This window comes from Gabonibacter massiliensis (assembly GCA_001487125.1).
In the GTDB taxonomy this organism is placed as follows: domain Bacteria; phylum Bacteroidota; class Bacteroidia; order Bacteroidales; family Marinifilaceae; genus Gabonibacter; species Gabonibacter massiliensis.
Genome location: LN913013.1, coordinates 2,236,371 through 2,251,922, shown reverse-complemented (window position 1 = coordinate 2,251,922; position 15,552 = coordinate 2,236,371). Strand labels below are relative to the sequence as shown.

The 15,552-nt window shown below is 42.1% G+C and carries 13 protein-coding genes; 6 read left to right on the top strand and 7 right to left on the bottom strand.

From position 1 onward, the window contains the following. Positions 1-53: 53 nt before the first annotated feature. The 6 genes from aspS (at position 54) to BN3283_RS13845 (ending at position 7,229) form a co-directional block, all read left to right on the top strand. Entirely contained in the window at positions 54-1,805 is a 1,752-nt protein-coding gene (gene aspS, locus BN3283_RS13870; protein WP_041505182.1) for an aspartate--tRNA ligase, read from the top strand. Between the two features lie 115 nt (positions 1,806-1,920). Continuing rightward, entirely contained in the window at positions 1,921-3,048 is a 1,128-nt protein-coding gene (locus BN3283_RS13865; RefSeq protein WP_059027086.1) for a DNA polymerase III subunit, read from the top strand. A gap of 102 nt (positions 3,049-3,150) precedes the next feature. Beyond that, positions 3,151-4,422 carry a PSP1 domain-containing protein gene (locus BN3283_RS13860; RefSeq protein ID WP_082667116.1) on the top strand — a complete coding sequence of 424 codons (1,272 nt, stop codon included), beginning with the start codon at positions 3,151-3,153 and terminating at the stop codon, positions 4,420-4,422. Further along, complete coding sequence (locus BN3283_RS13855) at positions 4,415-5,233, top strand: rhomboid family intramembrane serine protease (RefSeq protein WP_041505183.1); 819 nt, start codon at positions 4,415-4,417, stop codon at positions 5,231-5,233. The genes BN3283_RS13860 and BN3283_RS13855 overlap by 8 nt, the downstream gene beginning before the upstream one ends. Before the next feature lie 6 nt (positions 5,234-5,239). Then, positions 5,240-6,172: a rhomboid family intramembrane serine protease gene (locus BN3283_RS13850; protein WP_059027084.1), complete on the top strand. Its 933-nt coding sequence runs from the start codon at positions 5,240-5,242 to the stop codon at positions 6,170-6,172. A gap of 19 nt (positions 6,173-6,191) precedes the next feature. Continuing rightward, positions 6,192-7,229, top strand: a complete 1,038-nt coding sequence (locus BN3283_RS13845) for an endonuclease/exonuclease/phosphatase family protein (protein WP_059027082.1) — start codon at positions 6,192-6,194, stop codon at positions 7,227-7,229. Positions 7,230-7,396: 167 nt separating this feature from the next. On the opposite strand, the gene BN3283_RS13840 is transcribed toward BN3283_RS13845, so the two are convergent. From BN3283_RS13840 to BN3283_RS13810, 7 genes are all read right to left on the bottom strand, one after another. Further along, positions 7,397-10,168 (bottom strand): M16 family metallopeptidase, encoded by a 2,772-nt coding sequence (locus BN3283_RS13840; protein ID WP_059027080.1) that lies wholly within the window; start codon positions 10,166-10,168, stop codon positions 7,397-7,399. Continuing rightward, positions 10,165-11,439: a thioredoxin family protein gene (locus BN3283_RS13835; protein WP_070807485.1), complete on the bottom strand. Its 1,275-nt coding sequence runs from the start codon at positions 11,437-11,439 to the stop codon at positions 10,165-10,167. Before BN3283_RS13835 ends, BN3283_RS13840 begins: the two co-directional genes overlap by 4 nt. A gap of 196 nt (positions 11,440-11,635) precedes the next feature. Next, positions 11,636-12,103, bottom strand: a complete 468-nt coding sequence (locus BN3283_RS13830) for a hypothetical protein (protein ID WP_147625635.1) — start codon at positions 12,101-12,103, stop codon at positions 11,636-11,638. A gap of 124 nt (positions 12,104-12,227) precedes the next feature. Continuing rightward, positions 12,228-12,695 (bottom strand): hypothetical protein, encoded by a 468-nt coding sequence (locus BN3283_RS13825; RefSeq protein WP_147625633.1) that lies wholly within the window; start codon positions 12,693-12,695, stop codon positions 12,228-12,230. Positions 12,696-12,819: 124 nt separating this feature from the next. After that, positions 12,820-13,299, bottom strand: coding sequence for a hypothetical protein (locus BN3283_RS13820; RefSeq protein ID WP_059027075.1), 480 nt, complete (start codon positions 13,297-13,299; stop codon positions 12,820-12,822). Positions 13,300-13,424: 125 nt separating this feature from the next. Beyond that, positions 13,425-13,892 carry a hypothetical protein gene (locus tag BN3283_RS13815; RefSeq protein WP_059027072.1) on the bottom strand — a complete coding sequence of 156 codons (468 nt, stop codon included), beginning with the start codon at positions 13,890-13,892 and terminating at the stop codon, positions 13,425-13,427. A gap of 15 nt (positions 13,893-13,907) precedes the next feature. After that, positions 13,908-15,179: a hypothetical protein gene (locus BN3283_RS13810; protein ID WP_059027071.1), complete on the bottom strand. Its 1,272-nt coding sequence runs from the start codon at positions 15,177-15,179 to the stop codon at positions 13,908-13,910. Positions 15,180-15,552 lie beyond the last annotated feature (373 nt).

Sequence of the window (15,552 nt, the reverse complement as noted above, 5' to 3'; positions counted from 1 at the left end):
AACAAAAGAGGACTTAGGAGTAGCTCCGAATCCGAATATTTAATAGTAAAACTATGTACAGAACACATACTTGTGGACAACTACGAATAGAAAACGTGAATGAAAGCGTTTGTCTCAGTGGTTGGGTTCAAAAGGTAAGACGGTTAGGTGCCATGTCATTCGTGGACTTGAGAGACCGTTACGGTATTACCCAGTTAGTCGTGGAAGAATCCGCTCCTGACGAGATCAAAAAAATAACGGAAAAATTAGGAAGGGAATACGTGATTCAAGTAAAAGGAACCGTGGTTGAAAGAGCCAGTAAAAACACCAAGATTCCGACCGGAGAAATCGAGATCCTGATTAAAGAACTCCATATATTGAGTACTTCTGAAACTCCTCCTTTCACCATCGAAGACCAAACCGACGGGGGAGACGACATACGGATGAAATACCGTTATATGGATTTACGCCGGCCTATTGTTCGGAAAAACCTGGAATTGAGACATCGGATGGCACAGATTGTACGCAATTACCTGAGTAACCGGGATTTTATAGAAGTAGAAACTCCCGTTCTGATCAAAAGTACTCCGGAAGGAGCCCGCGACTTTGTCGTCCCTTCACGGATGAACCCGGGACAATTCTACGCTCTACCGCAAAGTCCACAGACTTTCAAGCAATTATTGATGGTTTCCGGATTCGATCGTTATTTCCAGATCGTAAAATGTTTTCGGGACGAAGATTTACGGGCGGACCGCCAGCCGGAATTTACCCAGATCGACTGCGAAATGTCTTTTGTCGAACAGGAAGACGTATTAGAGCTATTTGAAGGGCTGGTCCGTCATCTGTTCAAAGAAATACGAAACGTCGATATCCCGGCAATCCCCCGAATGACTTGGGCGGACGCCATGGAATATTACGGATGTGACAAACCCGATATCCGTTTCGACATGAAGTTTGTCGACTTGACGGCTATCGCCAAAGGAAAAAACTTTGCCGTATTTGACGATGCCGAATACATAGGAGCCATTTGCGCCCCTCGATGCGCTCATTATACGCGGAAGCAGATCGACGAGCTGACGGATTTTGTGAAACGTTCTCAAATCGGGGCCAAAGGTTTGGTTTACGTGAAATATAACGAGGACGGAACCCTGAAATCTTCCGTGGATAAATTCTACGACGAGACCGATTTAAAACGATGGGCAGAAGCTTGTAAAGCCCAACCGGGCGATTTACTTCTTATCCTGGTAGGTCCCAAGAAGAAGACCTTACCCCAATTAAGCGAATTACGCTTAGAGATGGGAAACCGTTTGGGACTGCGGGATAAAAACGTATTCAAACCTTTATGGGTAGTGGATTTTCCCTTATTGGAATGGGACGAAGAAACACAACGTTTCTATGCCATGCACCATCCCTTCACCTCTCCCAAACCGGAAGATATTCCTTTAATGGATTCCGATCCGGGAAAGGTCCGGGCCAATGCTTACGATATGGTCATTAACGGAGTGGAAGTAGGAGGAGGTTCTATCCGTATCCATGATTCCAATCTCCAGTCCAAAATGTTCGATTGTCTCGGATTCACGCACGAAGCCGCACAAGCTCAATTCGGATTCCTAATAGGTGCCTTCAAATACGGAGCCCCTCCTCACGGCGGAATTGCTTTCGGATTCGATCGCTTGGTTTCCATGTTTGCCGGTTTGGATTCGATTCGGGACGTGATCGCTTTCCCGAAAAACAATTCAGGAAGAGACGTTATGATTGACTCCCCTTCTGAAATTTCGGAAGAACAGCTGAAAGAACTGAACATTCGACTGAAAACGGAAAATTAAATAACATCATTCAATGATTTCAGATTATCCGCTTGGCTGATCGAGAAAGCCCGGTCTTAAATTAAAAAAGTCTTGTACGGCTGGAATCTAAATCATTAAATTTAAAAATTAAAACGTGTTTTTTAAAGAAGTCATCGGCCATGAAGAGATAAAGCAGCGACTGCTCGCCACCCTGCAATCGGGAAGAGTGAGTCACGCCCAGCTATTTACCGGAGAAACAGGCTCCGGTAGTCTGGCCCTGGCCCTGGCTTTTACCCAATATCTTTTTTGCACGGGCGATAAGCACGAGGAAGCTTGTGGGGTTTGCCCGGCTTGCAAAAAGATGCAAAAATTAATTCATCCGGATCTGCATTTCGTTTTCCCCGTGGTAAAATCCACAAAAATCAAACTTCCCGTTAGCGATGAATATCTCAACGAATGGCGAAATGTACTACTGAACAATTCTTACATAGATTTGGAGAACTGGCTATCGGCGATGGGAGCCGACGAGAACGCACAAGCCATGATCTACACGGAAGAGAGTGGGAATATCCTGAGGAAACTGGCACTAAAACCCTTTGAATCGGATTACAAGGTAATGATCATATGGCTACCGGAAAAAATGAAACCGGAATGCTCTAACAAACTACTCAAAATTTTAGAAGAGCCTTACCCGAGAACTCTTTTCCTGTTAGTCTCGGAACACCCGGAAGAAATTATCAATACCATTTTATCCAGGACACAACGTGTTCATATTCCTCCTCTCGGACAAGAAGAGATTGCCAAACAGTTGATCCGCCAGCAAAGCCTGTCTCCCGATTCCGCGAACGAAGTCGCCCACGTGGCCTCCGGAAGCTGGCTAAAGGCCCTTAAAACCCTCGAAGAGACGGAAGAGTCCGTTTATAACCAGGAAAAATTCATTCAAATGATGCGCTTGTGCTGGGAGAGGAAGATGCTAACGGTTAACGAATTCGTCAACGAATTGGCAGCCCTGGGAAGAGAGCGGCAAAAAGGTTTTCTAACTCATTGCATCCGTATGATACGTGAAAACTTTGTCAGAAACTTTGAGCTCGAAAATATAGTATACATGACCAAACGGGAGAAAGATTTTTCCGTAAAATTTTCTCCTTATGTACATGAAGGCAACGTAATCCCGCTTTACGAAGAGTTTGAAAGAGCTTACAGCGACATCATCCGCAACGGAAACGGGAAAATCATATTCACGGATCTTTGCATTAAGGTAATGCAAAATATCCGTCCATAGGTCAACCGCACGCATAGGTTGACCAGAAAAGTGAAAACGGAAAACAGCCTGATTTTCAGTCGTAACTTTTAGCTTTTAATTTTTAACTTTTAGTCTTAACGTATGAGTGAAGAAATAAACGAAGAGATCCGGGAAAATCCCGAAAACCAAAATAAACAGCCCTATCCTATCGTTCCGGTAATAGACCATCGTCTGCTTGCCGGTAAATTGACGGAATACAACTGGATGCAAGATATCCCGGAGGGTTGTAGTACTTCCGATATCGTCGAAGTTCGCTTTAAAAACACGAGAAAAGGTTTTTACCTGAACAACAGCAACCTGAATCTCACTATCGGAGATATTGTTGCCGTAGAAGCTGCATTAGGGCACGACATCGGTATCGTCTCCCTGACAGGAGAACTGGTCCGGGAACAGATGCGATTGAAACGGGTAGATCTGGAACGAAATCCGCTGAAAAAAGTGTATCGGAAAGCCAAACCGCACGATATCGAAAAATGGCAACAGGCTATCGCCCTCGAGTATGATACCATGATTAAATCCCGCAAGATTGCTGCAGACCTTAATTTGGACATGAAAATCGGAGATGTCGAATACCAAGGAGATAAAACAAAGGCTATCTTCTATTACATTGCCGGAGACCGGGTGGATTTCCGGAAATTGATTAAAGTACTGGCCGAAACTTTTCACATCCGTATCGAAATGAAACAAATCGGAGCACGCCAAGAAGCAGGGCGCATTGGCGGCATCGGTTCGTGCGGACGAAAACTTTGTTGCTCGACCTTTATCACCAACTTCATATCGGTGTCTACTTCCGCGGCACGTTATCAGGATATCTCCCTGAACCCGCAAAAATTGGCAGGCCAATGCGGCAAGTTAAAATGCTGCCTTAACTACGAAGTGGATGCTTACATCGACGAGCAAAAAGATTTTCCTTCCTCCAATGTTTGGCTGAATACCGGCGAAGGCATGCTCTATCATCAAAAAACCGACATATTCGGACGTTCCATGTCTTATACCTATGATAAAGAGGGAAAAGGAGCTTTAATCAAACTCCCCGTGGAACGGGTGAAAGAGATTATCGCCATGAACAAAAGAGGTTTTATTCCACCTAAAGCTTTAGATACGAATGAAAAGCGACCGGAAGATATCAAATACACGGATGGAGTAGGAGAAGAGAGTTTAAACCGCTTTGACGAAAAGAAACAACCTAAAAAGAACTATTCCAAAAACAGAAATAACCGGAAAAACGTACAAAAAAATAACAACCGGACGGAAACAAACCGTTCCAACGGAAACAAACCGGTAAACAAAGTGGAAAACAGACAGCATAAACCGGTAAACAAACAAAATACTAAACCGAACAAAAATGAGTAATTATCGTCCACTTTCCAATATTACCCCGGCGGTAAAAGCGATCATCATCATCAATGTGATCATTTTTCTACTGATCAACCTCATGGGAAAACGCTCCGGTATCGATTGGGTCAATATTTTAGGATTACACCTTCCGGAATCCAAGCACTTCGCTTTCTACCAATACATTACCCACATGTTTACCCAAGAAGGGCTAACGCATATATTCTTCAATATGTTCGCCGTATTCATGTTCGGACGCATTCTTGAATCGGTGTGGGGAAGCAAACGTTTTGTCATATACTACATGGTCACCGGTATCGGAGCGGCACTACTCTATTCATTGGTCAGCTGGTACGGTTACCACAACATGCAGGAGGAGTTCTATGCATTTCAAAATACACCGGACCCCGGCTTATTAGCAGAATTTTTACGAACTCATCTGGGAGGCATTCCGAACGACTTAGTCGCCTTTATCGACGGTTGGACCAACCATCCGAATTCCCAGGAGTATATTAAAACGGCAGAGGCCATCTATCAAAACGTCATACAGGGATACGTCAACATTCCGATGATCGGAGCTTCAGGAGCCGTTTTCGGAATCTTGTTAGCTTTCGGCATGCTGTTTCCCAACACGGAATTGTTCATTATGTTCATTCCGATACCGATTAAGGCTAAATATTTCGTTCTCTTTTATGGAGCCGCCGAGTTGTATTTAGGCATTCAAAATCAAGTGGGAGACAACGTGGCCCATTTCGCTCACCTGGGAGGTATGCTGTTCGGGTTCTTCATGATACGTTATTGGCGCAAACACAGTAAACGTTTTTATTGATCGATTATGGCCGCGTATTATAACCCATATGGTAATACCCCTTTCTCTGAAGGAATATGGAGCGGAATAAAACGCCCTTTCAGACAAGGAACGACCCTTAGCCGACTGATATACATCAATATCGCGGTTTTCATTGTCATCAAGTTAGCAGCCGTAGTCTTTATATTGGCCGGATACCGGGGGATAGACGAATTTTTATTGCCCTACGTGGGAGTTCCCGCTTATCCTTACAATCTTCTGTACACTCCCTGGACCATCATTACCTATATGTTTACACAGTTCGGATTCTTTCATCTGCTGTTCAACATGTTATGGCTCTACTGGTTCGGAGGGATTTTTTTAAACTATTTTTCGGAACGAAAACTGACGGGAGTATATATTCTCGGCGGAATATCAGGGGCTATCATCTATATGGCGGCCTATGCGATCTTCCCGGCTTTTGCCACGGAACGCTATTTTTCATGGGCCATAGGGGCCTCGGCTTCTATCATGGCCATCGTCTTTGCCGTTTGTACCTACCTGCCGAACCACCGGATCTATATATTCCTGGTCGGCCCGGTAAAATTAATCCATTTGGCCCTTTTCACGGCAGCAATCGATATCATCAGCATACCTTCGGGAAATGCAGGTGGACATATCGCCCACTTGGGCGGAGCTCTTTTCGGTTATCTTTTCACGTTAGGCATTCGAAAAAACCGGGATATTGCAAGCGGTATCGTCAACTTCTTTGAAAAGATCGGAAAACTATTTATCTCCCGTAAAAAGATGCGGGTAAAGTATAAAAAGAAGGCATCGGATATGAATGACAGGGAGTACAACGAATACAAAAAACAAAAAGACGACCGGATCAACGATATTTTAGACAAGATTTCCAAATCGGGATATGAAAGCTTGACAAAAGAGGAGAAAGAGATTTTGTTCAAATCGGGAAGAAATTAAACCCATAAAACAAATCAGGTTGAAACGAATCATCGATACCTTTATCAGAATCATCACGTGGACCGCTATTTTAGGCCTATTGGGGAGTTATACTTCTCCCTACGTAAACCCGAACACCTGTTATCTCTCCTCCCTCATAGGGTTAGCCTATCACTATCTCCTGATCGTCAATTTGATTCTACTCCTGTATTGGATTGCACGCTGGAAAAAAACGGCATGGCTTATCCTGTTCGTTTTAGCCGCAGGGTATCCTTTCATGAGAACCTATTACGGGATGAACGGTCCGATATCCGGAAATACACCATACGATATCTCGATCCTCTCTTATAATGTCCGGCAAATGGATATATACGGCTGGTCCAAACAAAAAGAGACACCCCAACAACTGGAAGAGTACATCAATCGATTCCCGGGGAACCTCGTCTGCCTTCAGGAGGTGCCTCAACAAAAAGGAATTTTTGCAAGATTCTCTACCTATCCCTACTATTACCATCAAAAAGATATCGCCATCTTATCCCGTACTCCTTTATTAAACACGGGTTTTATCGATTTCGATAAAAAATATATGGCCGCCTGCATTTACGCGGACATTGCCGTTTCAAACGATACCGTACGCGTATATTGCGTCCATTTGGAGTCTTACCGGTTAGGAGACAAAGACCGCAAACTCCTGCAAAAGCTATCGGAAGGGAAAGGACAAGCCCTGTCCGAAGAGGTACACTCTATCGTTTCCCTGTTGATTGCCGCCAACAAAAACAGAGCCCGGCAAGCCGAGATCATCAAGAAACACATGAACCGATCCCCCTATCCCGTCATCCTGTGCGGAGATTTCAACGATACTCCTCTCTCCTATACTTACAGCACTTTAGACGACGACATGCAAGACAGTTTTGTCGAAAAAGGAAGAGGATTAGGCAACACTTATATCGGAGAATTTCCCTCCTTCCGTATCGACCATATCCTCCACTCCTCCTCGTTCGAAACCGTCTCTTACCTCCGAGATACCGTCAAATTCTCAGACCACTATCCGATCCAGAGCAAACTCAAAAAGAATTGACGATTGTAGATTGACGATTGTAAATTTAAAAAATATGATTTTAAAGATTGTAAGATCAGAGTTTTAATCATAAATAAATTCTCAAATCTATTCGTCTTTCATTTAATCAATAACCCACGGGGCAGGTGCAATGTGTTATTTAATTGTCAATCTACAATTTTAAATCGTCAATGGTCAGATTTAATCACGATATCCGCACATTCGGCGGTATCGAAAAACTTTTTGGCAACCGCCTGCACTTCCTTGGCATCGATCTTTTCAATCGGTTTCTCGAAATAAGCCGGCGAATCGATATCCTTACCCGTTTCCACGTAGTAACGCAGGGCTTCCATCCAATGAGCATTACCCCTGTTCTTCAGCATCCGGGCACGACCTTTTTTCATCATCATCACGATATCCTCCACCTCTTCCTCACTCATCCCCTCCTGTACCAACCGTTGAATTTGCTCATGGACGATAGCCCGCATCCGATCGCCTTTTTCCGTGCTGGTTTGAAAATCAATACCTATAAACTGATAAGGCTTGGGGTAGGAAAGATAAGATGCACTCACCTCCACTCCATAAGCTCCTCCCTCGTCTTCCCGGATAATATCCCGGTAACGATTGGAAAGGATTTCACGGATAATATCTATACAAAGCTCCTCTCCCGGTTTTAATTTCAATTTATTGGTATACGCGATGTTCACGATATATTTATGATCCGGAATATTCGCCTCGATCGTCTCCGTCATCGAACCGCTTTTGCGCAAATCGTATCTCACCGGTTGTTCTTTACGGTAGACGGAAGGAAGAGCTCCCAAGTATTGTTTCACCAATGTTCGAGCCTCTTCCCGCCCGATATTTCCGGTCAGGTAAAAACGAAAATCGGAAGCATCCCGGAAACGATCGTGATAAATGGCCACCATCTTATCGAAATCCATAGCATCGTAATACTGATCGTTCCTTTTCCATAACCGGGGTGAATCCTTTAACCGAAGCTTCGTCATCGCCTCGGAAATCGTGTCTTCCGCGGTACGGGGGGTATTCTCATAATCCATTTTGTTCAGGTAAACGAACTTGTCGAAATCGTTTCGATCAAAACGAGGCTTTTCGAACAAGAGGTAGATAATTTGGAACAGCATCTCGGTCTCGTTATTGTCACAATAGCCGCTCACCCCTTCCGAGGCCTCTCCCAGACGAATATCGGGACGAATCTGGTGTCCCTTCAATATGGCCTGCATCATCCGGACATCGTGTTTATACAAACCGGAACGCATCATCAAGGAAGAGAGAGCCGATGCGGAAGGTAAATCTTCGGCCGGAAGCAGCGATTTTCCCCCGGGACTTTCTCCCATAAGACTCACCTTCGGCCCGTCGGTATCCGAAAATTTATAATACACTTTACACCCGTTGGAAAGCGTCCACTCCTCGGCATCCAATTTTTTGATCTTTTTCTCTTTCACGATCTCGCCGCCCTTCACCTCGAAATCCAGCAAGGGAACTGCAGTCACCTCGAAATCCAAAGGTTTGATATCCGCCTTTCGGGCATTTTCCATGATTTGTTTAACCTCGTCCTTACTCGGAAAATCATAAGCCGGATCGTTACCCCGCATCACGAACACCCAGTTCCGATCGTCCGTATACCAGGATGCTACCCAATCCTGCAAATCCTTTGCCGTCAATTCCGATAAAATCTCCCGGGAAAGAGAGATATCTTCCTCCACGCTCGAGATGGGATTCCCTTCCAGAAAATTATTCTGGTAAATAGTCACATAAGCCGCGTTAGGCAACTTGTCCTTGTTTTTCTCCGTCTCCTCCAATCCCGGAAGATAAGCGTCTATCTGTCTCTTCAATTCTTTATCGGTCAAAGAAAAACGATGAATCCGCTCGATCTCCTCCATCAATTGCGTCAACGCCTCCCGTTCTTTGTGCGGGTAAGCCTGTACGTAGATTCTCCACCTGTTGTAATTCCGGACCAACCGGCCGTAATCGACGGCCGTCAACAGAAACAGCGGATTTTGCGTATTGATATAGGCGTCTAATTGTCCCACCACGATATCATTGTAAAACCTTTCGATCAAATTATTTTTCATCATCTCTTTCAACGATACCGGGGGAACCCTTCTCATCCTTCGGCTCAATACCATATCGGGAGAGGTCAACTCTTTATCGAAAGCTTTCGCGTACAAAGGTTCCGGGTTATCCGGTATTTCAAAAACCGGCCTCGGCTTCGGATCGACCCGTTTCGGAATGGGATCGAAAAGACGGTGTATCTCTCGCTCTATCCGGGCCGGCTCCACGTCTCCGATAACGATCACGGCCTGTAAGTCCGGACGATAAAAATCATGGTAATAAGCTTTCAACTCTATCGGGGTAAAACTTTCCAGCACCTCTACCGTCCCGATAACATTCCGGGTGGCATAGCGACTGCCGTTATACGTGTAAAGATCCGTCTGTTCCTTTAGCCGGGCGTTCATATCCCGCCGGGAACGCCGTTCCTCGAAAATCACTCCCCGTTCCTTATCGATCTCCTTCGGGTCGAGTAAAAGAAAACCCGACCAGTCTTTCAATACCAACAAACAGGAATCCACTAAAAGCTTGTCTTTTGTCGGTACCGAGTTAATATAATACACCGTTTCGTCTTGTCCTGTTTCGGCATTAAAATGTTTTACCCCTCTTCTTTCCAAAAAACGGGGAATCCCCTCTTTAAAACTCCGGCTTCCGTTAAAAGCCATGTGTTCCAGAAAATGAGCCAAACCGTTCTGGTCATCATTCTCCAACAAGGCACCCACGTTCTGCACGAGGTAAAAATCGGCACGTCCCCGTTGGGCAACCGAGTGCCGCACGTAGTAGGTCAAACCGTTCTTTAATTTCCCGTGCCGAAATACGTCTGACGTATCCCGGGCAAAACTCCCCTCCCAGAAGAAAGGAAGCAACACAAATAATATCCATCTATTCATAAATTTTCTAAGCTTTGCTTAATCACTTGTTGCAATTGTTTCATCATCATCTTGTTCTCGATCTGAGTACTGGTCAGAAAAGCCTGGTTAAAGGATTGCTTGGCCTTATCGGTTTGACCGGTATGCTGGAAACACTGTCCCATCATGATCAATAAACGGGTACGCAAACCCGAATCCATTTTCTTTTCAAGAGCTTTCCCGATCCAGGGAATACATTTCGAATACGCGTTTTCCGACAATTTGCCCTCGTAAGCCGTGAACAGGTCTTCCAAGGATTGGGTATAGTCGTTTATATCCGTTTCCTCCCCTTTTCCGGCAAAATATTTATCCATGTTAGTGAAAAAATCGTTTTCGTTGTGCCGGTACAAACTATAGGTGGCGTCCGCCAGCAAGGTGATGGCATCCAACACGGAAAGAGAGCCGAAAGAGATTCCGGCATATACTTTTTGTAAATCTCCGTTCACGCGTGCCAAACGGTCTTTATAAGAAAGATCCCCCTTTTTACACAATTGGATGATATAAGAGTTATTCAACCCCATCAGGTAACCCGCCACTACCTCTTTTCCCACGACTTTTGCATATTGATCGAAATTAGCAGCCACGAAATCGAAAACCGGGTCTTTTTTACCCGTTTGGGCATGATACATGGTCAGGATCATGAAATCCGGTTCGGTAATCATGTGGTCCAATTTATTATTTTTCATGTACTCCGCGTAGAGATTATCGATACGGGCTACCCATTTCCTTCCCTCGTACTCTTGACGTGTAGCAAGAAAAGCAGGAGCTTCCAGCAAGAGTTCTCGCGAAAGCGCGATATCTTTTTTCTTCTTTTTGTACTTTTCGTACATTTGTTCGAAACTCAGGGCTTCTCCTCTGGCAATTTTGGCTTCTTTAATAAACGAAACCGGATCTTTGGTTCCCGTTATCCTTCGTAGCTCCTTACCGTCCCGAGCGACAAAAACCATTGTCGGCAAAGCGGTAACATTGTACTTCTTCGCGATTTCCTTGTTCTCTTTCGCATCCACGTTCACCTTCACGCAGATAAAACGGGCATTGAAATAATCGCCGACTTCCGGTTGCACAAAAACCTGTGTTGCCATCATCTTACAAGGTCCGCACCAATCCGCGTAAAAATCCACGAACAAATCCTTTTTCTCCTCTTTGGCTTTTTTCATCGCCTCGTCAAAACTCCCCTCGAAAATCACCATTTGAGCAAATACATTTCCTAACATTCCCATTAGGAATACGCTGATAAATAACACTTTTTTCATAACAATAAATTTTTAATTTCAAATTGTAGATTGCAAACTATAAGAATTATGTGATTTAATGATTTCGTGATTAAGAGATTACATTCGAATCACCTAATCTTTCAATCTCCGAATCCACACATTCTTTGCAAATTTTAAATTGTAGATTATAGATTGAATACCGTTTTTTAAATTTACAATCTAACATCTACAATTATCAATTGCTTATTCGTTTATATGTGACAGGTCCTCCTCCTATCATTACTTCGTCTCCCTTAGGGACATATTGCATGACCAAAGAGTCCTGATTTAAGGAAAAAATCTTAAAGACATCACAGGGAAATTCGTAAGGAGGATAATAATCTTCACCGTATTGAAACACTATATACTTTCCTTGTGTCAAGGTATCCACTTGACGCCAATCAAACGTGGTAACGATACTATCCGACAAATAAAACCAGTATTTTACTTGTATCACCGTATCTTTATTTTGCAGACATATTGCTTTACATGTTCCGTGAATAAATTCACGGATAATTTGATCCGGCCTGGAAGAATTGGTTTCCATCTTCCATTTCCCCCTTAATTGAGAGACTCGATACCGCTTTTCACCACCTGCACTTAAAATCATTACCAAGCTACAAATAATCCATACACTACCGATAATTTTCATTGTTGTTTTCATAAGCTCATGCTATCCGTTTATTTCCAAGCAAAAGTCAAAAAGCGATTTTCCTTACCTGAATCACCCAATTAGTGAATCACTTAATCCTTTTAATCTAAAATCGGCAATCTAAAATCTACAATTATCAATTGCTTATTCGATTAAACGTTACCGGTCCTAAACCGATCCTAACTTCGCCTCTTTCAGGAACACGTATCATTACCAAAGAATCTTGATTTAAAAAAAGGATTTTATATACTTTACAGGGGTACTCGTAAGGAGGTAAATAATCTTCACCGTATTGTGTTATAATATACTTCCCGCTTGTCCGCACAGTAATCTGTTTCCAATCAAATGCCGTCACGATACTATCCGACAAATAAAACCAATGTTTTAATTGTCCTATCGTATCTCTATTCTGCAAACAGGTTGTCGTGTAAGTCCCATGAATATATTCATCTACAACTTGAATTGGTCTGGAAGACCGGTTTTCCATCTGCCATTTTCCTCTTAATTGAGAAACGTTATACCGCTTTTCACCACCTGCACTTAAAATCATTACCAAGCTACAAATGATCCATACACTACCGATAATTTTCATTGTTGTTTTCATAAGCTCATGCTATCCGTTTATTTCCAAGCAAAAGTCAAAAAGCGATTTTCCTTACCTGAATCACCCAATTAGTGAATCACTTAATCCTTTTAATCTAAAATCGGCAATCTAAAATCTACAATTATCAATTGCTTATTCGATTATATGCAACGGGTTCCCCTCCTATCATTACTTCGCCTCTTTTAGGAACATATTGTATAACCAAAGAATCCTGATTTAAAAAAAGAATTTTATACACACTACAGGAGTACTTGCAAGAAGGCATAAGATCTTCACTGGATTGAGACACGATATACTTCCCACTTGACCGGGCACTTGTCCGGACATCAAGCTGTTTCCAATCAAATGTAGTTACGACGCTATCCGACAAATAAAACCAATATTTTGCTTTTATCAATGTATCACCATTCATTATACTGATCCTCGTGTAAATTCGAGAAGTATATTCACCTGTGGCTTTATATGATCTGGGAGACCGATTTTCCATCTGCCATTTTCCTCTTAACTGAGAAATTCTATACCGCTTTTCACCACCCGCACTTACGATACCTATCAAAGTACAGATTATCAACATACTACCGATAATTTTTATTGTTGTTTTCATAAGCTCACGCGATCCGTTTATTTCCAAGCAAAAGTCAAAAAAGCGATTTTCCTTACCTGAATCACCCAATTAGTGAATCACTTAATCCTTTTAATCTAAAATCGGCAATCTAAAATCTACAATTATCAATTGCTTATTCGTTTATATGTGACAGGTCCTCCTCCTATCATTACTTCGTCTCCCTTAGGGACATATTGCATGACCAAAGAATCTTGATTTAAGGAAAAAATCTTAAAGACATCACAGGGAAATTCGTAAGGAGGATAATAATCTTCACCGTATTGAAACACTATATACTTTCCTTGTGTCAAGGCATCCACTTGACGCCAATCAAACGTGGTAACGATACTATCCGACAAATAAAACCAGTATTTTGCTTGTATCACCGTATCTTTATTATGCAAACGTGTTGCCTTACATGACCCATGAATAAATTCATGAAAAATTTGATCCGGCCTGGGAGAATTGGTTTCCATCTTCCATTTCCCCCTTAATTGAGAAACGTTATACCGCTTTTCACCACCTGCACTTAAAATCATTACCAAGCTACAAATGATCCATACACTACCGATAATTTTTATTGTTGTTTTCATAAGTTCACGTTTAAATTATTTACAACCCGAAATACTTATATAATACTTACCACCGGAAAACATGCTGACAGGAGCATCTTGCAGATACCCCACTTCCGGATCCATATAGATATATCTTTTTCTATCACTCGTGTAACCCACGATAAGAACGTTATGCACGGAGTTCTTTATTTTAGAAGGAATCGTCGTCATCACGACCCATTTTTTATCAATAGACGCTTGAATACCAGGATAGGAAGGAGTATCAAAAAAGTTCGATACCAATTTCCGAATATATTTACTTTCAATTCCATAATTCGAAACCCACTTTCCTGTCATTTGCATATAAGCCAACCAAAAATCACCTTCATTCCTTCCTCCTCCACAATATTCATTACTGATATATTCCATTATACTTGTCACACAGGTATTTTGAAGTTGCTTCGACATGGTTCGTTTAATATTTTTTTTAGCCAGTTTATCTTCCGAGTTTTTAATATAGGGTCGGGGACCCGGTTCTCGAGGAGATGGCGGATTGATTTGTCCTTGAGGAGGAAACGGTCGATCGGGGTTTTGACGAACATAAATTACAGCCTCCTGTAAAAGATCCCGTATTTTCGTCATATAAGTACCGACACCTTTCAATTTTTTTGCTATCTCAATGATATTCTCACATTTATAGGTCTTTATAAGTACCTCATTAGATAGAATAATCTGCAACCCTCTTTTTTCAGGGTAAGGCCATGGTTTTTTAAATAAAGAACCTTTGACTAATCTAGTCTTAAACGTGGAAGCATATTCAGGATAGCGAGCGGCAAACTTACTATACAAATCATATATACTATACATTATATCTCTTGCCGTCATGATTGCATAAGCGCAATCTCCATACACCTGAATTTCTTCAAAATCATAATCTACTTCGTCCGACGCTTTAGCCTGACTTTTATTCACGATATCATACAGTTTTTGAAAATAGATAAAAGAATAATCATCGTATTTTTCTTTAATCTTTATAATCAATTCATCCAACTCGGCATAGCGTTTATCATTCATTTCCCGAATACAACGATCCTGTTGTTCCGACGGAGTAGATTTCATAACAGAATAAACTTGCTCATAATATGTTTTGTTATTCATTAATTTACCTATTTCCATAAATACAGAATCTTTCTGCAAAGCTTCCCATAATTTATTATCCCACTCCGACTCTTCGTCAGTTTGTATCATTCCCATGTCCGACGTCTGACAGGATAAACAAACCAGAATAATAAAACAACATGTAACGATATATTTTACATTCATCATTTTGTCATACAATTAAATATTTGATAAATAGAAGTAACGATATTTCTTGTAGTATTAAAGGAAATTCGAAATCACCCAATCACTTAATCCCTTGATTTTTAATCATAAATCGTAAATCCAAAATCCGAAATCGTAAATCTTTTAATCACCTGATTCCCCTATTGTCCTCCGCTCATTGTAAATTTTAAATTGTAGATTGTAAATTACAATCACTCAATCATAGAATCTCTTAATCCCGGAATTATTTTAATCTACAATCGTCGATCTTTCTAATCACTTTAATCCCTTAATCCCAGAATCATTTCACGGTTTTATGATTCGCGATAGAATCTCTTCCATCGCCAACCATAAATCCTCGTGAACAAGCATCTAC